The following is a 23,722-nucleotide window of genomic DNA, read 5'->3' as shown; positions in this document are numbered from 1 at the left end:
CCGGATCTTTCCGGTTCCGCCCTCGTCTCGGCGGCGGCGTCCGCTGACACGGCGTCGTTGGGCCTGCTGGGTGGCCCAACGCCGTCGGAGTCAACGGCCGTCGCCGCCGTAGTCAACGCCGCTGTAGACCTCGGAGCCGTCACCGGGACCGGCCAGGCCACCAGCCCTGACCTCGCCGCCGCCGCCGTCGTGGACCTCGGCCTCGACGACGCCGTCACCGGCGCACCCGCCCCGGCCACGACCGACCTCACAGCCGCTGCAGACGTAGTGTTTGACCTCGGAAACGGGACCGGCCAGGCCACCAGCCCCGACCTCGCCGCAGCCGCCGTCGTGGACCTTGGCCTCGGCAACGCCGTCACCGGCGCACCTGCCCCGGCCACGACCGACCTCACAGCTGTCGCGGACGTCGTGGTTGACCTCGGAACCGGGGCCGGCCAGGCCGCCAGCCCGGACCTCGCCGCGGCCGCCGTCGTGGATCTCGGTCTCGGCAACGCCGTCACCGGCGCATCCGCCCCGGCCGCGACCGACCTGACTGCCGCCGCGGACGTCGTGGTCGACCTAGGAACCGGGACCGGCCAGGCCACCAGCCCGGACCTCGCCGCAGCGGCCGTCGTGGATCTCGGTCTCGGCAACGCCGTCACCGGCGCACCTGCCCCGGCCGCGACCGACCTGGCAGCTGTCGCGGACGTCGTGGTCGACCTCGGCGGCACCAACAGCGCCACCGATGGGCTCGCCACCGGTGGAGTGGACGCCCTGGTGGACGTCAGCCTCGGCGGCGGCGGCAACGGCGTCACCGATGGTGTCACCACCGACGGCCTGAACGCCCTGGTGGATGTCAGCCTTGGCGGCGTCAGCGGTTCCACCGATGGGCTCCCCGCCGGTGGAACCGAGGCACTGGTTGATGCAGTCGTCGACGTCAGCCTCGGCGGCAGTGGTACCGGTGGCACCACCGGCGGACTCAGCGCCGTCGTAGATGCAGTGGTCGGTGTCGGTACCGGCAGCACCGGCGGTAACACCGGTGGACTGGTTGCCGACCTCGACCTGGGCCTGGACCTGGGACTGGGCAGTGACGGCAATGGCACGGAGAACCCCGGCACCGGCACACCCGGGACCGAGACCCCCGGCACCGAAACCCCGGGTGACGGCACCACAGGAGGCACCGGCACCGAAGACCCCGACACCAACACCCCCGGCACCGACACCGGTACCGACAATGGCACCGACAACGGCAACGGTACTGACACCGGCACCACGGGTTCGAACAACGGTTCCGACACCGGCACCGCAGCCGCCGGCGGCTTCTCCGCAGCCCCGGCCGGCTCCACCGCAGTGAGCGGCGCCATCGCCCTCGACACCACCGCGGGCAACACCCCTGCCCGGGCAGGCACCACCCAGGCAGGCACCATCCAGGGCGGCAACGCCCTGGCCAACACCGGCGCGGACGCCACCCTGGTCCCGCTGGCCCTGCTCCTCCTGGCAGCAGGAACCCTCCTCATGCTCCGCAAGCGCAAGGTCTCCTAAAACACCGAACGATTGCTGACCGTGCCTGCACCCTGCGCCTGAAGCGGCAGCAGCAAGCAGGCTGCACGGAAGGAGGACCCCGCACAACACAAAACCAACACACCAACAACGCAAACATGTCATCAGCACACATGTCCTTGTGGCCGATGGCCCGGCAGCGAAACCCACACACGGTTCCGCCGCCGGGCCCTCGGCGTGTGGTCACCCGTTTCGGCCGTGGCCCAGAAGTTCGTTGAGCGCCGAGAGCCCGGCGCGGGGCCAGCCTGCGGGAATCCTAGGATTCCGGATCCTTCCGCCACTAGTATCTGAGGCAAGACAAGGTCACCCTACGCAGGGGTCAGTGAAAAATGGTCGAAGCAGCAACGGCAGCGGTTTCCACGGTCATCCGCCGGAACAACGTCACTGTATCCGGTCTGTCCGACGGGCCGGTGATGATGTTCGCCCACGGCTACGGCTGCGACCAGGACATGTGGCGGAGGCTGCTGCCGTATTTCGCGGACGATTACCGGCTGGTGCTCTTTGACCACGTCGGAGCAGGCAATTCTGACATGGATGCCTACGACCGGGAGAAGTATGGGTCGCTGAACGGATACGCGGCAGACCTGCTGGAGATCTGCGAGAGCCTGCAGTTGAACGACGTCATCCTTGTGGCGCACAGCGTCAGTGCGATGATTGCGGTGATCGCAGCGATCGAGGAACCCGAGCGCTTCTCCCGGCTCATCCTGGTTGCCCCGTCTCCGCGCTACACGAACGACTCCGCGGACGGCTACGTGGGCGGCTTCTCGCAGGAGGACATCGAGGGCCTGCTGGCATCCCTGGACAGCAACTACTTTGCTTGGGCCGAAGCGCTGGCGCCGATGGCCATGGGCAACCCGGAGACCCCGGAACTCTCGGAGGAACTCCGCAGCAGCTTCTGCCGGACCAATCCGTCCATCGCGCGGCACTTTGCCCGGGTCACCTTTCTATCGGACACCCGGCAGGTACTTGGGAAAGTGCCCACCGACAGCCTGATCCTGCAGTGTTCCGACGACCTGCTCGCACCGCCGGAGGTGGGCACCTACGTGCACCGGCATCTGGAACGCAGCTCCCTGGTGCTGCTGCAGGCCACGGGCCACTGCCCGCACGTCAGCGCACCGGCGGCCACGGCCGAAGCGATTCTGCAGTATCTGGCGTCCAGCCCGTGACAGAGACGCCGGGCCAGGGTCCGGCCCACTTCGAGGCGCTGTTCAACCAGGCACCATGCGGCTACCTGCTGACGGACGACGGTGGCCGCATCACCGCGGTCAACGACACCTTCGCGAGCTGGACCGGTTACAGCCGCTCGCACCTGCTCGGGACCAGACTGCAGTCCCTGATGCCCGTCGGTGACCAGATTCTGTACTCCACCCACTGCATCCCGCAGCTGGGCATCAACGGCGCCGTGTCCGAAATCGCGGTCGAAATCATCGGCGCCGAGGGAGAGCGCCGGGCAGCGCTGCTCTCGGCGTCACGGTCCCCGGCCTCCGATGGGGAGCCCGCCGTCGTCCGGGTAATCATTTTTAGCGCCCATGAACGCCGGATGTACGAAAAGGAACTGGTGGCAGCCCTTCGGGCAGCCGAGGAATCGGAGGGCCGGCGTGCCGAGGCCGAAAAGGAACTGCAGCGCCTCGCCCTGCACGATGCACTCACGGGTTTGCCCAACAGGGCGGGCCTGAAGTCGGAGCTGGACCAGCACCTCGCCGGCGGCAGTGCCGGGGCAGGCAGACTCGCCGTCCTCTTTATCGACCTTGACCATTTCAAGGCCGTCAACGACAGCCTGGGGCACGCGGCGGGGGATGAGCTGCTGGTCTCCGTGGCCCAGCGCCTGGCCTCGGCGGCGGCAGGAACAAGTACTGTGGCCCGGCTTTCCGGCGACGAGTTCGTGGTGGCGGATACCTTTGCCGGCCCGACGGAAGCCACTGGACTCGCGGCCGGGCTTCTGGAGGTCCTGAGGACACCGATGCAGATCGAAGGCCTGGAGATAGTCACGTCCGCGAGCATAGGGGTGGCTGTGGCGGAGGATGAAGGGGAAACCCTTGAAGACCTCATCCGCCGCGCCGACATCGCCATGTACCGGGCCAAGGAACTGGGACGCAGCCGCTGGGAACTGCATGAGCCGGCGGAATCGGATCCCACTGTGGACCGGCTCCGCGCCTTGGGCGAGCTCCGGCGCGGAATCAGGGAAGGTGCCCTCCGCGTGCACTACCAGCCCCGGATTGACCTGCGCACGGGGCGCACCAGCGGGGTGGAGGCGCTGGTCAGGTGGCAGCACCCCACCCGAGGTTTGCTGCCGCCGTCGGAGTTCATCACCATGGCCGAGGAATCCGGGCTCGTGCGGCCCCTGGGCGCGTGGGTCCTGGGCGAAACACTTAGGCAGGCCGACAACTGGCGAGGGGAGGGTCCCGGCGGCGCGAGCCTTGAGTTTGCTGTCAACTTATCCGCCCGCCAGCTCAATGACCCCGAGCTGGTGCCGATGGTCGAAGCTGCCCTCCGGCTGAGGAGCATCGACCCGGCGCTCCTGCTGCTGGAAATCACCGAAACCGCCCTTATGGCCGATCCTGCTGCCGCCCTCAAATCACTGACGGCCCTCAAGGACCTGGGCGTCGGACTCGCTGTGGACGACTTCGGGACGGGGTATTCCAGCCTGACCTACCTGAAGAAGTTCCCCATCGATGAACTGAAAATTGACCGGTCCTTCATCAACGGGCTGGGATCGGACTCCGGAGATTCGGCCATTGTGGGCAGCTGCATTGACCTGGCGCACGCGGTGGGCATCCGGGCCGTCGCCGAAGGAGTGGAAACCCTCGGCCAGGTCCAGGCGCTCACGGCCATGGGCTGTGACCTCGCCCAGGGGTACCACTTCGCCCGGCCGCTGCCCGCGCCGCTCCTCAAGGAATGGCTGGACGCAAACGCGGGCGGCGAACCAGCCCGTGCTTGAGGGGCTTTCCTCAAACTAAGAGTGCAGCTACCCGTCTATTCGGATACAGCTGCACTCAAAGTCTGCGGAAAATCTGGAAGAAAAAAGTCTGTGGCTGGCACACCTGGGCCCGATTGTTGGGCGCTGCGGGTGCCTTTCCTGCGAAATCTTTAGGCGGCGATCAGTGCATGCCTTGCGGGTGCGTGCTCCCGGCGCGGTGCCAGGACGCTGATGGTGCAAGGTGCCTGCTGCGGATCGATCCTGGCCGGCAGATGATGGGTTTCGGAAGCGTTGTAAAGCATTTCCAAAGCTTCTTCATCAACCCGTGCGTGGGTGATGTCCAGCTTCAGGTCCAGGCCTTCCCGTAAGGAATTGGCCCGCTTAACTACTACATACAGTGCGTTCACGCTATGGACGGTGATATGCCCCTTTGCAATCACCAGAGCCTTGGCGTGGTCAAGATCTACACGGACAACGATGTTCAGCTTCGAGTTCAAGTTGTAAAGCCTTCCCCGGCATTGGCTGCGACGCTGCAGCTTCTTGCTATGGCCTATTTCTTAAGCCTCATCCAGAGTAAGGGGCAAATGTGACCCACGCAACAGCTACGTAATTATTACACCGAATACGATGCTGAATTTGTGTCACGGGACCGCTGCGCGCTGAACCAAGGCCGGGGCTGGAAGGCTTTGTGCCTTCCAGCCCCGGGCCTGACGTCCGGTACCCTGCTCAGCCCACCGCTTCGGGAAGCCTGCCGGTTAACACTGTCACCGGGGCTGATGACCAGCGCTCACGCTCGGGCTCGAAGGAGATGACCACGGACGCATCGCTGTCCCGCGCCTCATCGATGGCGAGCAGCAGGGCATCCTCAACATGCCGCGCGTATTCGAGCCGCTCCGCCAGTGTTCCCTGAAGGTCGCTGTCGTCGATCAGTGCATGGCTCTTGCCGTCCACGATGACCTTCAGAAGATACCCCTGGTCCTCGTGGAGGGATCCCCGGGTTGATGTAATCTCGGTGACTTTGTCTGCCCGGACCAGCCCGTTGCCGAGCGTACGGATCCACACTTCACCCATGAAATGAACCTCCCCTTTGGCCGTGGGCGCGAATCAGCACCCCATAAGGCAAACGCTAGTCCTCTACAAGGGTTTTGTGACCCCCAATTTGTGCTTTTCTCTCCCGCCATGCCGGCCAACCTAGGATAAATCTGATGACTTCCCCGGATGATGCCCAGCCCTTCAGCCTTCGCAGTATCGCGGTGGCCGCTTTTGGCCCGACGCTGCTTTTCGGGATTGGCCAGGGAGCAATTCTTCCGGTGGTGGCGCTGACCGCCCGTGATCTTGGTGCTTCCGTTGCAGTGGCCGCCCTGATCGTCACCCTGATCGGGCTGGGCTCGTGGTTCTTCAACTTGCCCGCGTCCCTGGTCACCCTGAAATTCGGCGAACGCTGGGCGATTGTTGGCGCCGCCGTCGCTGCCGGCCTGGCGCTTGCCGCAGCGGCGCTGTCCTCCCTGGTCCCCAACGGGCTCTGGTTGCTCGCGGTGGCAATGGCCGTCGTCGGCATGGCTGGAGCCGTATTCGGGCTGGCGCGGCAGAAGTACCTCACGGAAGCTGTTCCCGTGGCGTTCCGGGCGCGGGCGCTGTCCACCCTGGGCGGCGTGAACCGGATTGGCGTGTTCATCGGGCCCTTCCTGGGTGCGGCCGTCATGCAGTTCTCCGGGATCGGCGGTGCGTACTGGGTGGGCGTGGTGGCGATGGCTGCCGCCGCGCTGCTGTCCCTCACCATCCCGGACCTCGAGCAGGCGGAAACGCACGACGGCGGAAGGTCCGGCCCGGAGCCTACTCTCCGCAGCGTGGCGGTTTCCCACGCCGGCGTGTTCCTTAGCGTGGGCGTGGGGATCCTGCTGCTCAGCGCCCTGCGCTCCTCGCGGCAGGTGGTCATCCCGCTGTGGGCGGACCACCTGGGCATGGACGCCACCTCGGCGTCCCTGATTTACGGGCTGTCCGGGGCCATCGACATGCTGGTCTTCTATCCGGCCGGCAAGCTTATGGACCGGAAGGGCCGGCAGTTTGTGGCCGTCCCGTCCACGCTGATCATGGGAACGGCGCTGCTGCTGATTCCGCTGACGGGATCCTTCGTGGGGCTGCTCCTGGCGTCGCTGCTGATCGGGTTCGGCAACGGCATCAGTTCCGGACTGGTGATGACCCTGGGCGCAGACTTCTCTCCGGACCGGGGGCGCGGCCAGTTCCTGGGGCTGTGGCGCTTTATGGCCGACGCCGGATCCACCGGCGGGCCCGTCCTCCTCTCCGGCGTGACGGCCCTGGCCTCCCTGGGTGCGGGGATCTCAGCCACAGGAGTACTGGGGTTCGCGGCGGCGGCCGTGTTCGCCGTCGTAATTCCCCGGCTCAGGCACCGGCGAAACTACTGACTACGGCTATCCTCAACAGATGACTCAAACGGGCACGCCCACTCGAACCAGTGCGCTGCAAAAAGGCGTGTGGTGGCTGCAGGACTATCTTTATGCCGGCGTATGGCAGGTCCGCGGCATGCTCTCGCGTGTGCAGCCCGGCTCGTTCCACCAGGGCCACCGCGCACCCGTGGTGATCATCCCCGGTGTATACGAAAACTGGCAGTTCATGCTGCCCCTCATCCAGTGCATCCACGACGCCGGCCACCCCGTCCACGTGGTGACGGTGCTGCAGCGGAACAGCCTGGGCGTCCCTGCAGCCGGCCGCCTCGTGGCCCAGCACCTGGAGGAGGCGGGCCTGCGGGATGCGGTTATCGTGGCGCACAGCAAGGGCGGGCTCATCGGGAAGTACGCCATGCTGAACCTGGATCCGGAGCGCCGGATCGACCGGATGATCGCCGTCTGCACTCCATTCTCCGGCTCGCGCTACGCCAAATACATGCTGCTGCCCAGCCTGCGGATCTTCTCGCCCCGCAACGCCCTCACCCTTCAGTTGGCCCGCGAGGAAACGATCAACAGCCGGATCACGTCTATCTACGGCCCGTTCGATCCGCACATTCCCGAAGGCAGCGTCCTGCCGGGGGCTACGAACATCGAACTGCCCACGGCCGGGCACTTCCGGATCCTTGGGGACTCCGAAACTGCGCGGATCATCGTGGAGCAGCTGAGCCTTCCTGCCTGAGCCGGTTACCTGGTTTGAGCCATGCCGCTCTGGCGGGCGACGCCGGGCTGCAGGGTTTGGGCCCGCACCTTTTAGGCTGGTCATGGATTGGCGACCGAAAGGAGAAGCACTGTGACGTCCACTGACGGGAAGCGGGCCGTTCCGGACGAGCCGGACCACTCGCGTTCCAGCAGCTCCAGCGAGCGCCGTCAAAGCAGGTGGGCTACGGTCCTGGCGGTCCTGCAGCGGCTGTTGTACCTGGTGGTGACCATTGCTGTCGGCTGGGCGGTCTATGTCTTCCTGCTCGCCCGGCTTTCGCGTGGGCCGGAGCAGGCGTGGGTGTTCCTGCCGGTGTGGCTGATCCTGGCTTACGCGCTGCTGCCGCGCATCCACAAGATCCTCAGCAGCCTGTACATCCCGGACTACTTCATCGGACGGACCAGGACGGGCGACGGCGTTCTGGGCGATCCCGTGAACCTCGCCGTAGTGGGACCCAAGGAGGAGTTGCGGCAGGCGATGCGGACGGCGGGGTGGGTGGAAGCCGACCCCATCACCCCGGCCACGGCCTGGCGCACGCTGACCTCAACTGTCCTGGGACATAGCTACCCGCAGGCCCCCGTGAGTTCGCTCTACGTTTTTGGCAACAAGCAGGACCTTGCGTTCCAGCGGGAGATCGACGGCAACCCGCGCAAGCGGCATCACGTGCGGTTTTGGAAGTGCCCGGCCGGGTGGATGTTGCCCGGCGGGCTGGCCGTGGACTGGGTGGGGGCCGGCACCTATGACCGAAGCGTGGGGCTGTCCCTGTTCACGTTCCAGATCACGCACAAGATCGCCGACCGTACGGACGAGGAACGCGACTTCATCATCGAGACGCTCCGATCGGCCAACGCCGTTGAGTCCGTGCATGTCATCCTCAATTACTACAGCGGCTATCACCACCGCAACGGCGGCGGCGACGCCATCCGCACCGACGGGCACCTCCCGATCATCGACCTGCATCCGCCGGACCGGTTGCGGAGGGTGGGACCTGCGGAGGGCTGAAGGCGCTCGCTTGCTGGATAAGGCGATGGACTGCGCGGCTGGGGGAAAGCGCTGCAGATTAACCGGGGCTCGTTGCCGTGCCCATGATGTGAGCAACTGGAGGGACCAGCGGGCCCGCGGAGAAGCCGAAACGCCGGCTAACCACCACGGTGAACCCCGCGTCGGTGATGGCCTCGAGCGTGTTCCGGTTGAGGTGGCAGCCGCCTGCAATCCGCTGCCAGGCAGGGGTCAGCAAATCCTCGGCGGCGGCGGCCAGGCGGTTGTTGGAGCGGACATGCTCATAGAAGGCCAGTGTCCCTCCGGGGCGCAGGACCCGGCGGATTTCAGCCAGTGCCGCGGCCGGGTCAGGCACGCTGCAGAGGACGAGGCTGGCCACTACGGCGTCCGCGCTGGCATCCTTCACCGGGATCTGTTCGGCGGCAGCGGCCAAAACCGTGACGGGAACCGGTGCAGAGGCGGCATTGGCCACCGCAAGGTCCCGGAGGCCATCGTCCGGTTCGATGGCAATTACCTGGGTCACCGTGTCCGGATAGAGGGCGAAGACGGAGCCGTTACCGGCGCCGATTTCGATGACGGTTCCGCTAAGGCCGGCAAGGATGGTCCGCCGGTGTTCTGTCCCGCCGCGGCGGTTCATCACCTCCACGGCCCGCGGGTAGGCGCGGGCGAATCGCGGGTGTTGCAGCTCCGCCGGCCCGCTCTCGCCGGACGGGACTGGACCTTGCTTTCCTGCGTCCCTCATAGCTTCCTTCTTCCGCAGCAGCGCTTGCAGCTCGAGGTGTTGGCAGCCCATCCCGGCCCGTCCTCGTCAAGGAGTTGGACACCTCCGGACTGCCAGGCGCTATTTGCCTGCCATTATCGCGCAACGAGATTCGCCTGGAGAACTACGTTCTCAAATGCCGCCCCGCCAATGTTCCACTCAGTCTGCACTGAAGGAGTTGCTGGGCTCCCCGGTCAGTGTGCCGCTGCTTGCAGTCAGGGTGCAGCCGGTGGCTTTTCCTGCAATTTCAAGGTCCGGGAAGGAGGCTGCGCCGGCGGACAACGCGCGGATGAGCGTGCCCTTGAGGGTGCAGTTGGATTGCAGCGTGACCTGGCCGGGGCTGTCGGTCGGGTTGCCGAAGGCGTCCAGGACACGGACCGTCACCGGGGGCGTTATGGGGGTGTTCTTAATGACGACGGCAGCGATGGCATCGAACTTTAATTTTCCCGCTGCTGCGGCGGTGATGGTTGCGGTGGCGGGTACGGGAGCCGTGAGGCCGGGTGACGCAGCAGTAATGGTTGCGGTACCGGCTTTGGTGTCTCCGTAGAAGAACGACGCCGACGAGGACCCGGCGGGGATGGTCACCGCGGTGATCTTTGCGCCATTTGCCGTGGCAGCAAAGATGGTGGTGCCGGCTGAGCTGGTGGCGAGGGAGACCGGAGAAGTTCCGGCGGTTACTGCATTGCCGTAGGCATCCTGGCGTTGCACGGTCACGGGTCCGAGGACCGCCGCGCTGGAGGCAGGACCCGTGAGGGCTGCCCCTGCCGTTACTGCCAGTTTCGTGGCCGTGGCGGCGACAACCGTGAAGCTGTTGCTGGCCATTCCCGCATAGCCAGGGCTGGAAGCGATGAGGGTGTAGCCGGCGCCTGCCTTGTTGATGGAGAGGCCGCTGAACGTGGCGGTGCCGGACCAGTTCGTATAAGCAGTTGCGGTTCCGGAAAGGGTTCCGTCCGCCGGGTTGGCACCAATGCTCACGGTGATGGGGACGCCTTCGTCCCACACCTCCAGACCGATGGCGGTCCGCAATTGCACCTTGAAGGAAGCGATCGGCGCGCCGGCTGTTGCGGTTGCGGACGGCTGCGAGTCGAACGATAGGTCACGGCGGCTGGTTACCGCCACACTTCCGCTCACCGTGCTTGTTGCTGTCCACGAGCGGTGGACGGCGGTTACCCGGTATTGGTGTGTGCCTTCGGTAACGGAGGTGTCCGTGCAGGTCGTTTCTGCCACTGGGGAGGCAGGGCTGGAGCCGCAGGCGGCCACCACTGTGGAACCGGTGATCCGGGTGATGTAGTAGCCGGTGGGAACCACATTGCCGGCAGAGCCTACCCAGCTGACGGCAACATTCGAGTTGCTGCTTGCCGGCGCCGAAACGCTGGTGGGCGGAAGCAGCGTGGCGACTGTCGCCGTCGTACTTCCGGACCCGGAGGCCCGCCAGTAGGCGGAGGCCGGTGAAGCACCGGCGAAAGTGGCGATGAACAGGACCACGAGCGCCAGCATTCCGGCACGTGCCATCCGGTTAACACAAACCAGCTCCCGCCGAAGCCGGGGGGAGGCTTCGGGGGAGCTGGCGACTGTGGGCACGGGAACCTTTCCGGGAAAGTCGGGCTTGATAGCGGCTAGGCGGACTTCATCACCATTGGGCTATGAAGCTGATCGACTGCTTCAGGAAAGCGATCCCTTGCCCTGTTCAGCTGGCCTCAAAATGCAGAGGCACTGAAGCGTTTTGGCACCCATCCTGGTTGACCGTGGGCCGGTTGATCATTTGAAGACTCACGGTGCCGGTCACACTTTTGCCGGGCTCGATCTGCGTGCGGTCAAAGGAGGGAGTTCCCACGGCAAAATCTTCGTAGGAACAGCCGTCGCCTGAGACCCACGGGGTGCCTTTGGAGTCTGCCACGCTTACCTTGATGCTCTTGAGCTCTTGGACGCCACTGCCCGGGTTGTTCACAGTGAAGGTAGCAACCTGCACGGGACCATTGGGGGAGAGGGGGTCACCGGCAACCTTGCTGGTGACAACGAAGTTGGCCGATTCTCCCGCCGAAGCAGTAGTGTCATGAGTCCCCGTCGCTGACCAGTAGGCGAAGGCGGCGCCGCCGCCGATGGCCACCAGTGCAGCGGTGGTGCCGATGATGCGCTTTTTGCGTCCTGCAACCTTAGCCATGTTGTGCCCCTAATACGTTGTGCGGTGTTCCGCTGAGACCTTGTGAGCCTGTGCGGCTCCGATAGGAATAGCTTGGTAGAGCTCGCTCAAATTACGCCGGCGTATTCACTCAAGGTTCTGTCAAGAGTTTTTCGATGTTTGCGCAGGTCAAAGGCGCAAAGTGAGGCCACTTGGGGGAGCGGGTTACGGGGAGGGGCGGCCGGGTCTGTTCGCGCAGACCAGGGTGTGCGAACCTGTGGTGAGGGGCCGTTTCGCCGTGGCAGGAGGGCTGAAGTGAGAATCGCCTCCGGGCAGTTCAGCGCCGGCAGGGAACCCCAGCGGAACCTGCTGCACATCGGGCGGCTGATGGAAGCTGCCGCCCTGGGTAACGCGGATCTGCTGGTGCTTCCGGAATCCAGCCTCTATGCCAGCACCGAACCTGCGGGCGTCCTCGCGGAAGTGGCCGAGCCCTTGGACGGTCCCTTCATCGGCGGTATCGCGGCACTTGCAAAGGCGCTCCGCCTGCCGGTGGTGGTGGGCACCGCGGAGGCCAACCCCGACGGCCTTCCCTACAACACCCTGGTGGCCATCGACGCCAGGGGCGCAGTGGAGGGTACGTACCGCAAAATCCACCTCTACGACGCCTTCGGCTACCGCGAAAGCGACGGAACCAGCAAGGGCACCATCGGCCAGCCGGATCTGCTCTCCTATGGCCAGCTCCGCCTGGGCATGCTCACGTGCTACGACCTGAGGTTCCCTGAGAGCGCGCGCTACCTGGTGGACGCCGGAGCCAACGTCCTGCTGCTGCCGTCCATGTGGATCGTGGGCCCCGGGAAAGAAGACCACTTCATGACCCTCGTGCGTGCCCGTGCCATCGAGAACACCTCGTACGTGGTGACTGCCAACCAGTGCGGTCCGCTCGCTACGGCCTACTCGATTGTGGTGGATCCGTTCGGGGTGGTCATCGCCAATGCCGGGGAAGCGCCGCGAGTGGTGTTTGCCGAGCTCGAACCTGAACGGATCGCGGCTGTCCGGACCCGCGTCCCATCCCTCCGGAACCGTCGTTTCCGGGTGGCCCCCGGGGACAAGGAATGAGCCAGGAAGTGGGGCCGGCAGTTGCTCCCGGCCGCGGTCAACAGCAACGCGCTATGGCAGTTGGCGCTGCTGGAGATGTGGCTCCAGCGCCACGGGGTGGGCTAAGGCGGGAGGTGACGTCAGCGCCTTGGTGAGCTGCGCCGTCGTGCGGCGTACGCAAACATGGCCGTGCTGGCGACGGTGGCCAGATACCCGGCGATCACGATCAGCGAGATGCCCGCCCAAAAGTAGTTTGTGGTGCTGACTTCCTGCCAGGGGCTCGGCGCGATCCGGGCCAGGGAATACATCGCCACCGCAGCCGAGGCCAGCCCGATCACCACCGGAAGCGTCAGCCAGATCCGGGCAGAGCCCACGTGCGCGCCGAAGCCGTCCCACGCATTCCACGCCCCGCGCCGGACGATCAGCCAGCCCGCGGGAATCATAAACGCGCCCACCAGCAGGAATGCTGCCACCACGTCGGCCGGCCGGTGCCACTGGTTGATCAGCGTGGACACCCCGGAAGCAATGGCGAACGTCCCGCCCACAAAACCGGCCATCGGGCGCCAGCGCGGCGATGCCATCAGGAAGACCGCAGCCGCTGCCGACGCCGCCAGGGTGGTGTGTCCGGACGGCAGCGAGTTCAGCTCCAGCGTCACCACGCCCTTGTCCGGCCGGGCCGGCAGCACATCCTTTAGGACCTGTGTGGCGATGTTCGCGCCGATGCAGGCAGCCACGGCAATGCCGGCCTCCGTCCACCGCTTCCGGATCACCGTCACAAACAGCACCACGACGGCGGCCATCACCAGTGAAATGGTGGGCAGCAGGTCCAGGAACCTGGTGGTGGCCTTGCCCGCCGGCCCGTGAATGTCCACGGCTTCCACCAGCGCTGACTCGTCGATGAACTGTCCCGTGGTGGTCTGGACGAAGTAGTAGTAGGTGGCGATCAGCCCGGCAATGCAGGCCAGCGTGGAAAGCACGAACAGGAACCCTGACCCCGGAGCGGGGCGTGCCGGGGTCCTGGTCTGTGCTTGCCGTTGAAAAGTCATCGCTTCAAGGTTGTCACAGAAAGCTGGGATCCTGCCGCATGTTGACTGGCAGCGAGGCGCCCCGCCGGCGCTTCCCCGGGACGGGGCACCTACCGCAGGCCCGCGACCAACTCCTCGATGATCTCGAACTGCTCCCGCACGCCGCCCTCCATGCCGGACTGCGCAATCATGTCCCGGACTTCCTTGCTGCCGGCGTCGGTGCGGATGCTGATCAGGGTGGCGCCGCCGTCGGCCTCTTCAAACGTGACGCTGTTGACCACAGCCCCGTCCTCGCTGTCCGGGCCGGCGTCCGGCGTCTCCATGATCTCGGTGTGGACGATCCGCTCGTTTGGCACAATCTCCCGGTACGTCCCGTGGAAGGCCACCTCGAATTCACCATGGGCCACCATTACATACCGCCATGCCCCGCCCACCCGGAAGTCCATGTCCGCCACAGTCATCTCGCCGCGCCTGCCGGGCCACCATTTCCTGACCAGGTCTGGCGTAGTCCAGGCCCGGTACACAAGGTGCCGGGGCGCGTTGATGGTGCGGGTGATCAGGATTTCCTTATCGCTGGGGAAGGTGACGTTTATGGTGCTTGTCTGTGCCATAGCCCTGCTCCTTCGCTTACTTTTCCTGCTCCTTGAGGTCTTCTGCAACGCCCTCCAGAAGATCCAGGCGCTCTTCCCAGAGGTGCCGGTAGCCGGAGACCCAGTCGTGGATAGGTTTGAGGGCCTGCGGGTTCAGCCGGTAGACGCGCTGCCGGCCTTCGTCCCGGACAGTGACGGCGCCCACCTCCCGCAGCACCCGCAAGTGCCGGGACACGTGCGGCTGCGCCATGCCCAGCAGGTCAACGAGCTCATTGACGGGGCGCTCGCCGCCGGCCAGGGCGTCCAGTATTTGCCGGCGGCGGGGCTCAGCCACTGCGTTGAAGGTATCCGCTGTTGTTGCTGCCCGTGCCATGCGGCGATGGTATACCCATACCGATATGCGTTGGAAGGGTCAGTTCGTCACCACTTGTACAGTGGGTCCATGCCTACGCCGCCTGTGCCCGACCTTGAGGAACTGTTGGCCGGCGCGCACGTGGTCCGCCTGCCCATGCGCGTGAAGTTCCGCGGAATCATGGAGCGGGAGTCCCTGCTCCTGCAGGGCCCGGCCGGCTGGGGAGAGTTCTGCCCGTTCCCGGAATACGGCGACGCCGAGGCTTCCCGCTGGCTGGCTTCTGCCATTGAGGGCGCGTGGCAGGGTTTTCCGGCCCCGCTGCGTTCGGTCATTCCGGTCAACGCCACCGTCCCTGCCGTTGCTGCCGGGCGGGTGCCTGAGGTTCTTGCGCGCTTCGGCCGGGTGGACGCCGTGAAGGTCAAGGTCGCCGAGCAGGGCCAGACGCTCGACGACGACGCCGCCCGGGTCGCCGCCGTCCGCTCTGCCCTGCCCGACGCAGCCATCAGGGTGGACGCCAACGGGGGCTGGGACGTGCCCGCCGCCGTCGAGGCTTTGTCCCGCCTGGCGGACATGGGGCTCGAGTACGCCGAACAGCCGGTTCCCACGGTTGATGGACTGGCCGAGGTGCGGCGCGTTTTGCAGGCTGCCGGTACGCCGGTGCTGATCGCAGCTGACGAAAGTGTCCGCAAGGAATCCGACCCCCTGCGCGTGGCACGTGCCGGTGCCGCGGACCTGATCGTGGTGAAGGTGGCGCCGCTCGGGGGAGTGCGGCGCGCGCTGGACATCGTGGCCCAGGCCGGGCTGCCCGCCGTCGTCAGCTCGGCGCTGGACACCTCAGTGGGCATCCGTGCGGGCCTGGCCCTGGCGGCGGCGCTTCCTGAACTGCCATACGCTTGCGGGCTGGGGACGGTGTCCCTGTTCGAATCGGACATCACCACGGATCCGCTGGTGGCCGACGACGGCGCCATCCGCCTCCGCGATGTTGCCGCCGACGCCGGGCTGCTTGAGCAGTACTCGGCGACACCTGCGCGCCGGGACTGGTGGCTGGCCCGGCTCCGCCGTGTCCACGCTTTACTGCAGGTCACGCGCGGTTAACCGGAACTTCACCTTGCTGACTACTGCGCGTAGAAACCGGCTGACAGGGTGGGCGGACCGCATCGATTTTTTTGGAAGGCCCCCATGTCTGAAACGACTGCCCGCAAGTTCACCCTGCTGCCGATGCTCGGCCACACCAAGGGCAAGCGCAGCGCCGTCACCTGTGCGCTCAAGTGCGACAACGCCTGCTCCGGCGACGTCTGCAACACCAGCTCCAACAGCTACTTCCGCGACATTGCCTCCACAACCATGTCCCGCCGCGCCGCCCTGGGCTTCGGCGCCGCCGGTGCGCTCGCCGTCGTGCTCGGCAGTGCCGCCACGTCCCCTGAATCCGCAAACGCTGCCGGCCTTTCAAAGGCCGCCAAGGAGGGCTTCGGCAAGTCGAAGCTCCAGTTCACCGCCATCCCGCCGATAGACGCCTCCGTCGACGCCGTCACGGTTCCGGAAGGCTTCACCTGGAAGCCGGTCATCCGCTGGGGCGACCCCATCTTCAGTGACGCGCCGGAATTCGACCTGAACAACCAGACGGCCGCCGCGCAGGAAAAGCAGTTCGGCTACAACAACGACTACACGGACATCCTGGAAGTCCCGGGCAGCAAGGGCCGCCGGGCGGTGCTCTTCGCCAACCACGAGTACACCAACGAAAACATCATGTTCCCGGCCACCATGCCCGCGGACCAGATGCGTGCTGTGGGGGCGGCCGCGCACGGCCTCACTGTGGTGGAGCTGGAGCGCCAGAACAAGAACAAGCCGTGGACCTACGTCAAGGACGCGCCCCTGAACCGCCGCTACCTGAACAACACCGTCTACGAGCTGACCGGTCCGGCCGCGGGCTCGTCGCTGGTCAAGACGAAGGACGACCAGGCCGGCCGCTTCATCAAGGGCACGCTGGGCAACTGCGCCGGCGGCACCACCCCCTGGGGCACCATCCTCTCCGGCGAGGAGAACTTCAACGGCTACTTCGTCTCCCCGGGCACCTCCGTGGAGGACAAGCGTTACGGTTTGACCAACAAGGCCACCGCCCGCAAGTGGGAGCTGGACGAAGACCGCTGGGACACACGCAACGCCGGCTACGAGAACGAGGCCAACCGCTTCGGCTGGATCGTGGAAGTTGACCCGTTCGACCCCAACTCCACCCCCAAGAAGCACTCCATGCTGGGCCGCTTCAAGCACGAAGGTGCAAACGTCATCATTGCTGAGTCCGGGCATGTGGTGGCCTACTCTGGCGATGACGAGCGCTTCGACTACCTGTACAAATTCGTTTCCAAGGACACCTACCGCGAGGGCGACCGCAAGCACAACATGACGCTGCTGTCGGCCGGCAGCCTGTACGTCGCCAGGTTCACCGGCAATTCACCTGCTGCCGAGATCACCGGCACCGGAGCTGTGCCTTCAGACGGCGCTTTTGACGGCATCGGCGAATGGCTGCCGCTGGTGGTGGACGGCAAGTCCGCAGTTCCTGGCATGTCCGTGGAGCAGGTCCTGGTGTACACCCGCCTGGCCGCGGACAAGGTTGGCCCCACCAAGATGGACCGTTGCGAGGACGTGGAGCCGAGCCTGCACACCGGCAAGGTCTACGTGGCCTGCACCAACAACTCCAACCGCGGCACTGGTTCCAACGAAAAGGCCACCGAGGTCAACCCGCGCAACGAGAACCGCGACGGACACGTTGTGGAAATCACCGAAACCGGCGGCCAGACTTCAACCACCTTCACGTGGAACCTGCTGATGGTATGCGGCGATCCCGCCCAAGGTGATGTCACCTACTTCTCCGGCTTCCCGGTGGACAAGGTCTCGCCGATTTCCTGCCCGGACAACCTTGCGTTCGACTCCGTGGGCAACCTCTGGATCTCCACCGACGGTGCCCCCTCCGGCATCGGCAAGGCAGACGGACTCTTCAAGGTCACCCTGGAAGGGGCAGAGCGCGGCAAGGTGGAGCAGTTCCTCGCCGTCCCGCGCGACGGCGAAACCTGCGGGCCCATCATCCACGACGAGGAGCGCACCGTGTTTGTTTCCGTGCAGCACCCGGGTGAGGACGGGACGTTCGAAAAGCAGGTCTCCTTCTTCCCGGACTACGTCCCGGCCGGAACGACGCCGGCCCGCGGCCAGGCACGCGCACCCCGCCCGTCAGTGATCCAGGTGTTCCGCGGCTAATTCCTGCCTGCACACCACGACGCGCGCCTTTTTAAGGCCGCTTTTCCTGTGACGCCCGCTCACCCCCTCTGCAGCAAGACCGCGGAGGGTGAGCGGGCGTTTTTTTGGGGTGGCCACGAGTGAGCGGGCGTCGTGGGTGGCAAACTGGACCAGTGCCTTCTGAGAATTCCCTGACGTCCCTCGCCGCAGCCCGAATCGTTGTTCAGATACTGGTCGACGGCGGTGTGCAGCACGTGGTGGTCTCGCCCGGTTCCCGGTCCGCCCCCATGGCTTACGCGTTGGCGGAAGCGTCGGCGCAAGGCCGAATTGAGTTGCTGGTCCGGATCGATGAGCGTTCCGCCGGGTTTACCGCCCTGGGCCTGGCCCTGGCCACCGGCTCGCCCGCGGCTGTGCTGACCACGTCCGGGACCGCCGTCGGCAACCTGCTGCCGGCCGTTATGGAGGCCAACCATGCGGCCGTCCCGCTGATCGTATTGTCCGCTGACCGGCCCGAGGAACTGCGCGGGACCGGCGCCAACCAGACCACCATCCAGCCTGACATCTTTGGTGAACAGGTTCGCTTCGCCGTCGACATCCCCGCAGGTACCGACCCCGAACGCGCCATCAGGACCGGTCTGTCCGCGGCCACCGGGGCGTTCCCCGACCTTGCCCCCGGCCCGGTCCAGCTCAACCTGGCCTTCCGGGATCCGCTGGTTCCCGGGGCCGGAGAGAAATTGCCGACGTCGGCTGATCGGCCTCGCTACCGGGTGGCCACCGAGCCGCTCGTGATGAACCTGCCGCCCGCGTCCACCGACTTGCCCGAGCGGCGCACCGTTGTCCTCGCAGGCCACGACGCCGGCCCGGTCGCCGAGGCGTTCGCCCGCGCCCATGGTCTGCCGCTGCTGGCAGAGCCCTCCTCCAACGCCCGCTTCGGGCCCAACGCCGTGGGGCCGTACCGGCTGCTGCTGGAACACTTTGGGCCCGAGTCAGCAACGCCGATCGAGCGGGTTGTCCTGTTCGGCCGCCCCACGTTGTCCCGGCCGGTCGCCGCACTGCTGGCCCGCCCGGACGTCCAGTCCGCCCTGTACCAGCCGCTTCCGGTGGCCTGGTACGAACCCGGCCGGCGTACGGAACTGCCGCTCGAGAGTCTCGCGGACCTCGCTGATTTCGCCGGCCGCGGCCCGTCGTCCTGGCTGGACACATGGCTGCTCGCAGGATCGGCCGCCCAGCACGCGCTTGACCGGATCCTGGCTGAGGAAGCGCCCGCCACCGGACCGGCCGTCGGGTCGCTGGTGTGGAAGCACGCCCGGGGCCAGCTGCTGCTGGGCTCTTCCAACGGAATCCGCGACGTCGACCTGGCAGGCCTGCCCGCCCCTGAACCTGCCGCCACCGTGTACGCCAACCGCGGCCTGGCCGGGATTGACGGCACCATCTCCACCGCCACGGGCATAGCGCTCGGCGGCCGGCAGGAAACCACCGTCCTGCTGGGCGACGTCACCTTCCTGCACGACGGCGGCGGCCTGCTCCTTGGAAGCGGGGAGGAGCAGCCGGACTTGCGGATCGTTGTACTCAATGACGCCGGCGGAGCCATCTTCGACCTCCTCGAACACGGTGCGGTGCGTGAGGCCGGGACGTACGGTGACGCCGTCGAACGCCTCTTCGGCACCCCGCACACAGTGGACCTCGCGGCAATCGCCGCAGCGTACGGCGTCGGGCACTGCTCAGTAAGTACGACGGCGGCACTCGCCGAAGCGCTCAGCCAGCCGATCGAGGGCCGCAGCATCGTGGAAGTCCGCACGGACCGGCACGGCCTGCGCGCCCTGCACGGCGGGATAAAAGACGCGGTTGCCGCAGCGGTCGGGGGAGTGCTGGCGGGCTAGCTACTCAGCCGGTGGGAGGCGTGAATTGGCTGGCGCTGAAGACCGCTCCCTGCGGGTCCCGGATCAGTGCCTCGCGGGTCCACCCGGTGTTGTCCTGCCCCAGGATCTCGGCGCCGAGCCGCTCGGCGTCGGCCACGGTCTGGTCGCGGTCTGCAACGGCGAAGGTCACGTGCCAGTGCGGCGCTTCGCCTGCTGCAGTGGCGGCAACCCAGGCGATGGCGTCTTCGAAGCCGGGTGGCGCGGAGATCCCTGACTGCCGTTCCCTGATATCCGGATCGGTTGTGGCCTCGAGATGGTCGCCGTAGCCGGGCCGGCGGACCATCAGCCCGAACCCGACGTCGTCAACCTGCCAGCCGAATGCCTTCTCGTAGAACGCAATACCTTCGCCGGGGTCCGGTGTGTGGAGGTCGCTGAAATTCCAGGCACCCGGCTGGTTGACTACCTGCGCCCCCAGCCGGCGCTTCGCCTGCCAAAGGCGGAACCCGGCACCTTCCGGGTCTGCCAGCGCGGCGCTGCGGCCGCCCTCGCCGGCGTCCTCCGGGGCGGATACTACTTTGGCGCCGGCGGTGACCAGCCTGCGGACGGCAGCATCGGCGTCGTCGACGGCTATGTACGTGTTCCACGCCGTTCCTTCGCCGCCGCTGCCCAAGCCGGCAATGTCCAGGCCGTCGAGCTTTGCTATCAGGTAGCGGCCCGGCGCTCCCGGCGGCATGACGTCCTCCAAGCTCCAGCCAAAGAGTCCGCCGTAGAAGTCAATGGCTGCCTCGACATCGGGCTGCTCTATGTCGACCCAGGACGGGACACCCTGCGGGTAGGTCCGTTGGTTCATCGCTCGCTCCTGACTTCCTTTATCGCCGCTTCGAATGCCGGCAGGCTGCGTTCGATCATGTCCTCGTTGGCCGTCAGGGAGATCCGGAAGAAGCCCGGGGTCTCGAACAGCGTTCCCGGGAAAACAAAGACACCCCGGCGGACGAGTGACTCGGTGAACGCTTCGTCATCCGGGGTGGGGGAAGGCACATATAAGTAGAAGGTGCCGTCGGGCCGCGGCACGCGGTAGCCCATGCCGCCCAGCGCGTCCATGAGCCGGTCACGCCGCCGCTGCAACTGGTTTACGTCGATGGAGAACTTCTCCAGTTCGGGCAGCGCGTGCTGGAGCAAGGCGTTCGGGTAAATCCAGCCCATGGCAACCTGCAGGCCGGTGATGGCGGGGCGCATCTCATCCCGGTGCGGCATGGTGGGCGGCAGCGCCAGGTACCCCACCCGCTGGCCCGGCGAGAGGTGCGTCTTGCCGTAGGAGTAAGCCAGCAGCGTGTGCGCATAAAACTCCACCGGGCTGTGGAAGCGGATGCCGTCGAACACAATCCGGTTGTAGGCCTCGTCCGAGACCAGGTAGATGCGCCGGCCGGTCCGCGCCGAGGCCGCCTCCAGCAGTTCCGCCAGCCTGCCCAGCAGTTCCGGAGGATAGATCCGCCCGGTGGGATTGTTGGGCGAATTGACGATCACCACCCTGGTGCGTTCCGTGATGGCAGCCGCGATCGAGTCGATATCCAGGTCGAACGTGTCGGTGTTGACCTTGACCTTAACCGGGACGAGCCCGGCTTCAAGGATCAGCGGCTCATACAGGAACCACGGCGGAAGGCTGTAGATGACTTCATCGTCCGGATCGGCCACGGTCTTCAGCGCCAGCGCGATGGCGGCGAAGCCGCCGGTGGTGAGGTAGATATCCTGCGGCCGGAACGGGACGTCCAGCAGTTGCTGAAGCGACTCCGCGGCAGCCTCCCGGGCTGCGTCACCGTTGGTCTGGTACGCAAACCACTGGTCATGCTGCGGAGTAAGCGCGTCCCGCAGCGTGTTGACGTAGCGGTCCGCCGGCATCTGGTGCGGGTTGCCGAAGGTGAAATCACAGGTGTCCGTGTGGCCCTGCCGGCGCAACCTGGCCGCCGTGAAGAAGGCATCGACCCGCTGGAAGGAGGGAATCGAGGCCAGCCGTGCCGCGCGGTCAGACATCGCCGATGCGGCCTGGGATGAAGGGGTCGGATCTGTCATGCCAGCGCTCCTGGGTAGGGCGGCCGGGTGGGCCTGCTATGCGGATTGGCAGCGCGCTGCTGAGCCAGTGGAGGCTGTAAGGGACCCATTGTCGAATGCAACACTCGTTGAAGTAAAGGACCCGGCCGGAACGAAGGCCGGCAGCGGATGGCTGGTCCCGCCGTCGTACGATCCCTTCGAGGCCCCACGCGCAAAAGCCCCCGTGACACGCAAATGCCCCGGGGCTACGGAGACGTCCATAGCGCCGGGGCATGTGGCTGTCGTCAGCGGATAACCGCGTCCATAAACGCGCCTACTCCTCGATCTCGATGTGCGTCGGATCGAGCACGCGGCGCAGGAACTCCTTGGTACGAGGCTGGGTGGGGGCGGAAATGACCTGTTCGGCCACGCCTTCCTCCACCACAACGCCGCCGTCCATAAACACCACACGGTCGGCCACTTCGCGGGCGAAGCCCATCTCGTGGGTCACCACCAGCATGGTCATGCCCTCCTTGGCGAGGTTCCGCATAACCGAGAGGACATCACCCACGGTCTCCGGGTCCAGCGCCGAGGTGGGCTCATCGAAGAGCATCAGCTCCGGGTCCATGCTCAGCGCGCGGGCAATGGCCACACGCTGCTGCTGGCCGCCGGAAAGCTGGTCCGGGAAACGGTCTGCGAGGTGTCCCAGCCCCACACGCTCCAGGTTGTGCATGGACACCTTGTCCGCCTCAGCCTGGGAGCGCTTGAGGACCTTCGTCTGGGCGATGGAGCAGTTGCGCTTGGCGTCCAGGTGCGGGAACAGGTTGAACTGCTGGAACACCATGCCCACCTTGCGGCGCATCTTGTCGATGTCCACATCGGGATCGGTGGCCTCGAAGCCGCCTACGTGGATGCTGCCCTGGTTGGGCTGCTCCAGCAGGTTGACGCACCGCAGCAGGGTGGACTTGCCGGACCCGGAGGGCCCGATCAGGCACACCACCTCGCCCGGCGCCACGGCCAGGCTGATGCCCTTCAGGACCTCGTTGGATCCGTAAGACTTGCGCAGGTCCTTGATCTCCACGCCGGCGGCATGGACAGTTGCCGTGCCACCGCGGGAGTTGTTTACGACGTCGTTCATTTGTCTTCCCTGCCTATCGCTTGGTCCGCGAGCTGCGGCTTTCGAACTTCCGGGCCAGGAGGCTCAGGGGGATGGTGATCACCAGGTAGAAAGCGCCGGCCACGAGGAGCGGGGTGAGGCCTGCGCCGAGGCTGGAGATGCCGTCGCGGCCGAACTTGGTGAGCTCGTACTGGGATGCGGTGAGGCCCAGGACGTAGATCAGCGAGGAGTCCTTGGTGAGCAGGATTACCTCGTTGGTCAGCGGCGGCAGGATGATCTTGAATGCCTGCGGGATGACGATGGTGACCATGGCGCGCCACTGGGGCATGCCCAGGGAACGGGCGGCCTCGAGCTGGCCCTTGGGTACTGCCTGCAGGCCTGCGCGGAGGGTTTCGGCGATGTAGGCCGAAGCCACCATGCCGAGCGAAATCATTACGATCACGGTGATGTTCCACGAGACGCCGAACGCCAGCGGAACGCCGTAGCCGAAAGCGATGAAGACCAGCAGGGCGGGGATGCCGCGGAAGAATTCGATGTACCCGGTGGCGATCCACCGGTAAAGCGGGAAGCTGGACAGCTTCATCAAGGCCAGCAGCAGGCCGCCGGAGAGGCCCACGATGAAGCCCAGGAAGGTGTAGATCAGGGTGTTCACCAGGCCGGTCATAAAGATGCCCGGGAACATGGGGCCGATCTTGGCGAAGTTGAAGACGCTGTTGCCGATGGTCTCCCAGTCGGTGGCCAGGATCAGCGCGGCGACGGCCACAACAAAGATTCCGGCCTGGACATACAGGCTTACTCTGGCTCGCTGACGTGCGGTCATTGCCATGGGTTGCTCACATTCGTTGTGCGTGGCAGAGGCCCCGGACGGACTGCGGTACAGCTCGTCCGGGGCCCCGGCTGCGTAGTTCTCAGGGCCGTGACCGAACCAGGGCGGG

22 protein-coding genes are annotated in these 23,722 nt (G+C 66.1%); 10 read left to right on the top strand and 12 right to left on the bottom strand.

Annotation, left to right across the window (positions count from 1 at the left end; genetic code table 11):
• The 3 genes from AC50X7_RS06580 to AC50X7_RS06570 all read left to right on the top strand — a co-directional run.
• Positions 1 to 1,521 (top strand): hypothetical protein (locus AC50X7_RS06580; RefSeq protein WP_494978236.1); only part of this gene is annotated, 1,521 nt, incomplete at its 5' end.
• Between the two features lie 347 nt (positions 1,522 to 1,868).
• Positions 1,869 to 2,705 (top strand): alpha/beta fold hydrolase, encoded by an 837-nt coding sequence (locus tag AC50X7_RS06575; protein ID WP_494978235.1) that lies wholly within the window; start codon positions 1,869 to 1,871, stop codon positions 2,703 to 2,705.
• Positions 2,702 to 4,477, top strand: coding sequence for a sensor domain-containing protein (locus AC50X7_RS06570; protein WP_494978234.1), 1,776 nt, complete (start codon positions 2,702 to 2,704; stop codon positions 4,475 to 4,477). The genes AC50X7_RS06575 and AC50X7_RS06570 overlap by 4 nt, the downstream gene beginning before the upstream one ends.
• A gap of 149 nt (positions 4,478 to 4,626) precedes the next feature.
• Here the strand turns inward: AC50X7_RS06570 and AC50X7_RS06565 are convergent, their stop codons facing one another.
• Complete coding sequence (locus tag AC50X7_RS06565; protein WP_494978233.1) at positions 4,627 to 4,953, bottom strand: hypothetical protein; 327 nt, start codon at positions 4,951 to 4,953, stop codon at positions 4,627 to 4,629.
• A gap of 229 nt (positions 4,954 to 5,182) precedes the next feature.
• Entirely contained in the window at positions 5,183 to 5,527 is a 345-nt protein-coding gene (locus AC50X7_RS06560) for a hypothetical protein (protein WP_104042677.1), read from the bottom strand.
• A 134-nt stretch (positions 5,528 to 5,661) separates the two neighbouring features.
• Between AC50X7_RS06560 and AC50X7_RS06555 the strand changes: the two genes are divergently transcribed.
• From AC50X7_RS06555 to AC50X7_RS06545, 3 genes are all read left to right on the top strand, one after another.
• On the top strand, positions 5,662 to 6,879 hold the full coding sequence (locus tag AC50X7_RS06555; RefSeq protein ID WP_494978232.1) for an MFS transporter: 1,218 nt from the start codon (positions 5,662 to 5,664) through the stop codon (positions 6,877 to 6,879).
• Between the two features lie 19 nt (positions 6,880 to 6,898).
• Positions 6,899 to 7,600 (top strand): esterase/lipase family protein, encoded by a 702-nt coding sequence (locus AC50X7_RS06550; protein WP_494978231.1) that lies wholly within the window; start codon positions 6,899 to 6,901, stop codon positions 7,598 to 7,600.
• Positions 7,601 to 7,711: 111 nt separating this feature from the next.
• Complete coding sequence (locus tag AC50X7_RS06545; protein ID WP_494978230.1) at positions 7,712 to 8,620, top strand: LssY C-terminal domain-containing protein; 909 nt, start codon at positions 7,712 to 7,714, stop codon at positions 8,618 to 8,620.
• Between the two features lie 58 nt (positions 8,621 to 8,678).
• Here AC50X7_RS06545 and AC50X7_RS06540 read toward each other — a convergent pair whose 3' ends face one another.
• The 3 genes from AC50X7_RS06540 to AC50X7_RS06530 all read right to left on the bottom strand — a co-directional run bounded on the left by AC50X7_RS06540 (position 8,679) and on the right by AC50X7_RS06530 (position 11,538).
• Positions 8,679 to 9,359 carry a class I SAM-dependent methyltransferase gene (locus AC50X7_RS06540; protein WP_494978229.1) on the bottom strand — a complete coding sequence of 227 codons (681 nt, stop codon included), beginning with the start codon at positions 9,357 to 9,359 and terminating at the stop codon, positions 8,679 to 8,681.
• A gap of 177 nt (positions 9,360 to 9,536) precedes the next feature.
• On the bottom strand, positions 9,537 to 10,958 hold the full coding sequence (locus AC50X7_RS06535; protein WP_494978228.1) for a hypothetical protein: 1,422 nt from the start codon (positions 10,956 to 10,958) through the stop codon (positions 9,537 to 9,539).
• Positions 10,959 to 11,064: 106 nt separating this feature from the next.
• Positions 11,065 to 11,538 carry a hypothetical protein gene (locus tag AC50X7_RS06530; protein ID WP_494978227.1) on the bottom strand — a complete coding sequence of 158 codons (474 nt, stop codon included), beginning with the start codon at positions 11,536 to 11,538 and terminating at the stop codon, positions 11,065 to 11,067.
• A gap of 273 nt (positions 11,539 to 11,811) precedes the next feature.
• Here AC50X7_RS06530 and AC50X7_RS06525 point away from each other — a divergent pair, with 273 nt between their 5' ends.
• Complete coding sequence (locus AC50X7_RS06525; RefSeq protein ID WP_494978226.1) at positions 11,812 to 12,612, top strand: carbon-nitrogen hydrolase family protein; 801 nt, start codon at positions 11,812 to 11,814, stop codon at positions 12,610 to 12,612.
• 119 nt (positions 12,613 to 12,731) lie between these two features.
• Here AC50X7_RS06525 and AC50X7_RS06520 read toward each other — a convergent pair whose 3' ends face one another.
• From AC50X7_RS06520 to AC50X7_RS06510, 3 genes are all read right to left on the bottom strand, one after another.
• A complete protein-coding gene (locus tag AC50X7_RS06520) occupies positions 12,732 to 13,637 on the bottom strand; it encodes a phosphatase PAP2 family protein (RefSeq protein ID WP_494978225.1) in 906 nt (301 codons plus the stop codon).
• An 89-nt stretch (positions 13,638 to 13,726) separates the two neighbouring features.
• Complete coding sequence (locus AC50X7_RS06515) at positions 13,727 to 14,227, bottom strand: SRPBCC family protein (RefSeq protein ID WP_494978224.1); 501 nt, start codon at positions 14,225 to 14,227, stop codon at positions 13,727 to 13,729.
• Positions 14,228 to 14,243: 16 nt separating this feature from the next.
• Positions 14,244 to 14,579 (bottom strand): ArsR/SmtB family transcription factor, encoded by a 336-nt coding sequence (locus AC50X7_RS06510; protein ID WP_307094223.1) that lies wholly within the window; start codon positions 14,577 to 14,579, stop codon positions 14,244 to 14,246.
• A gap of 69 nt (positions 14,580 to 14,648) precedes the next feature.
• On the opposite strand from AC50X7_RS06510, the gene AC50X7_RS06505 reads away from it, so the two are divergent.
• The 3 genes from AC50X7_RS06505 to menD all read left to right on the top strand — a co-directional run bounded on the left by AC50X7_RS06505 (position 14,649) and on the right by menD (position 19,666).
• Complete coding sequence (locus tag AC50X7_RS06505) at positions 14,649 to 15,653, top strand: o-succinylbenzoate synthase (RefSeq protein ID WP_494978223.1); 1,005 nt, start codon at positions 14,649 to 14,651, stop codon at positions 15,651 to 15,653.
• Positions 15,654 to 15,737: 84 nt separating this feature from the next.
• Entirely contained in the window at positions 15,738 to 17,807 is a 2,070-nt protein-coding gene (locus AC50X7_RS06500) for a PhoX family protein (protein ID WP_494978222.1), read from the top strand.
• A 152-nt stretch (positions 17,808 to 17,959) separates the two neighbouring features.
• A complete protein-coding gene (gene menD / locus AC50X7_RS06495; RefSeq protein WP_494978221.1) occupies positions 17,960 to 19,666 on the top strand; it encodes a 2-succinyl-5-enolpyruvyl-6-hydroxy-3-cyclohexene-1-carboxylic-acid synthase in 1,707 nt (568 codons plus the stop codon).
• A 4-nt stretch (positions 19,667 to 19,670) separates the two neighbouring features.
• Here the strand turns inward: menD and AC50X7_RS06490 are convergent, their stop codons facing one another.
• The 4 genes from AC50X7_RS06490 to AC50X7_RS06475 form a co-directional block, all read right to left on the bottom strand.
• Entirely contained in the window at positions 19,671 to 20,495 is an 825-nt protein-coding gene (locus AC50X7_RS06490; protein ID WP_494978220.1) for a VOC family protein, read from the bottom strand.
• Positions 20,492 to 21,712, bottom strand: a complete 1,221-nt coding sequence (locus AC50X7_RS06485) for an aminotransferase class I/II-fold pyridoxal phosphate-dependent enzyme (RefSeq protein ID WP_494978219.1) — start codon at positions 21,710 to 21,712, stop codon at positions 20,492 to 20,494. The genes AC50X7_RS06490 and AC50X7_RS06485 overlap by 4 nt, the downstream gene beginning before the upstream one ends.
• A gap of 292 nt (positions 21,713 to 22,004) precedes the next feature.
• On the bottom strand, positions 22,005 to 22,808 hold the full coding sequence (locus AC50X7_RS06480; protein WP_494978218.1) for an amino acid ABC transporter ATP-binding protein: 804 nt from the start codon (positions 22,806 to 22,808) through the stop codon (positions 22,005 to 22,007).
• A 13-nt stretch (positions 22,809 to 22,821) separates the two neighbouring features.
• The gene (locus tag AC50X7_RS06475; protein WP_494978217.1) at positions 22,822 to 23,613 is read right to left on the bottom strand and encodes an amino acid ABC transporter permease; all 792 of its coding nucleotides are present in this window, start codon (positions 23,611 to 23,613) and stop codon (positions 22,822 to 22,824) included.
• Positions 23,614 to 23,722 lie beyond the last annotated feature (109 nt).

The organism is Pseudarthrobacter sp. Hb11, from assembly GCF_059383655.1.
This window is presented reverse-complemented; position numbering and strand designations above follow the sequence as displayed.

Excerpts from the sequence above, each read along its gene's own strand:
- AC50X7_RS06575 (WP_494978235.1), top strand. The coding sequence starts at position 1,869 with ATGGTCGAAGCAGCAACGGCAGCGGTTTCCACGGTCATCCGCCGGAAC.
- AC50X7_RS06560 (WP_104042677.1), bottom strand. The coding sequence starts at position 5,527 with ATGGGTGAAGTGTGGATCCGTACGCTCGGCAACGGGCTGGTCCGGGCA.
- AC50X7_RS06555 (WP_494978232.1), top strand. The coding sequence starts at position 5,662 with ATGACTTCCCCGGATGATGCCCAGCCCTTCAGCCTTCGCAGTATCGCG.
- AC50X7_RS06550 (WP_494978231.1), top strand. The coding sequence starts at position 6,899 with ATGACTCAAACGGGCACGCCCACTCGAACCAGTGCGCTGCAAAAAGGC.
- AC50X7_RS06540 (WP_494978229.1), bottom strand. The coding sequence starts at position 9,359 with ATGAGGGACGCAGGAAAGCAAGGTCCAGTCCCGTCCGGCGAGAGCGGG.
- AC50X7_RS06530 (WP_494978227.1), bottom strand. The coding sequence starts at position 11,538 with ATGGCTAAGGTTGCAGGACGCAAAAAGCGCATCATCGGCACCACCGCT.
- AC50X7_RS06520 (WP_494978225.1), bottom strand. The coding sequence starts at position 13,637 with ATGACTTTTCAACGGCAAGCACAGACCAGGACCCCGGCACGCCCCGCT.
- AC50X7_RS06515 (WP_494978224.1), bottom strand. The coding sequence starts at position 14,227 with ATGGCACAGACAAGCACCATAAACGTCACCTTCCCCAGCGATAAGGAA.
- AC50X7_RS06510 (WP_307094223.1), bottom strand. The coding sequence starts at position 14,579 with ATGGCACGGGCAGCAACAACAGCGGATACCTTCAACGCAGTGGCTGAG.
- AC50X7_RS06505 (WP_494978223.1), top strand. The coding sequence starts at position 14,649 with ATGCCTACGCCGCCTGTGCCCGACCTTGAGGAACTGTTGGCCGGCGCG.
- AC50X7_RS06500 (WP_494978222.1), top strand. The coding sequence starts at position 15,738 with ATGTCTGAAACGACTGCCCGCAAGTTCACCCTGCTGCCGATGCTCGGC.
- AC50X7_RS06490 (WP_494978220.1), bottom strand. The coding sequence starts at position 20,495 with ATGAACCAACGGACCTACCCGCAGGGTGTCCCGTCCTGGGTCGACATA.
- AC50X7_RS06485 (WP_494978219.1), bottom strand. The coding sequence starts at position 21,712 with ATGACAGATCCGACCCCTTCATCCCAGGCCGCATCGGCGATGTCTGAC.
- AC50X7_RS06480 (WP_494978218.1), bottom strand. The coding sequence starts at position 22,808 with ATGAACGACGTCGTAAACAACTCCCGCGGTGGCACGGCAACTGTCCAT.
- AC50X7_RS06475 (WP_494978217.1), bottom strand. The coding sequence starts at position 23,613 with ATGGCAATGACCGCACGTCAGCGAGCCAGAGTAAGCCTGTATGTCCAG.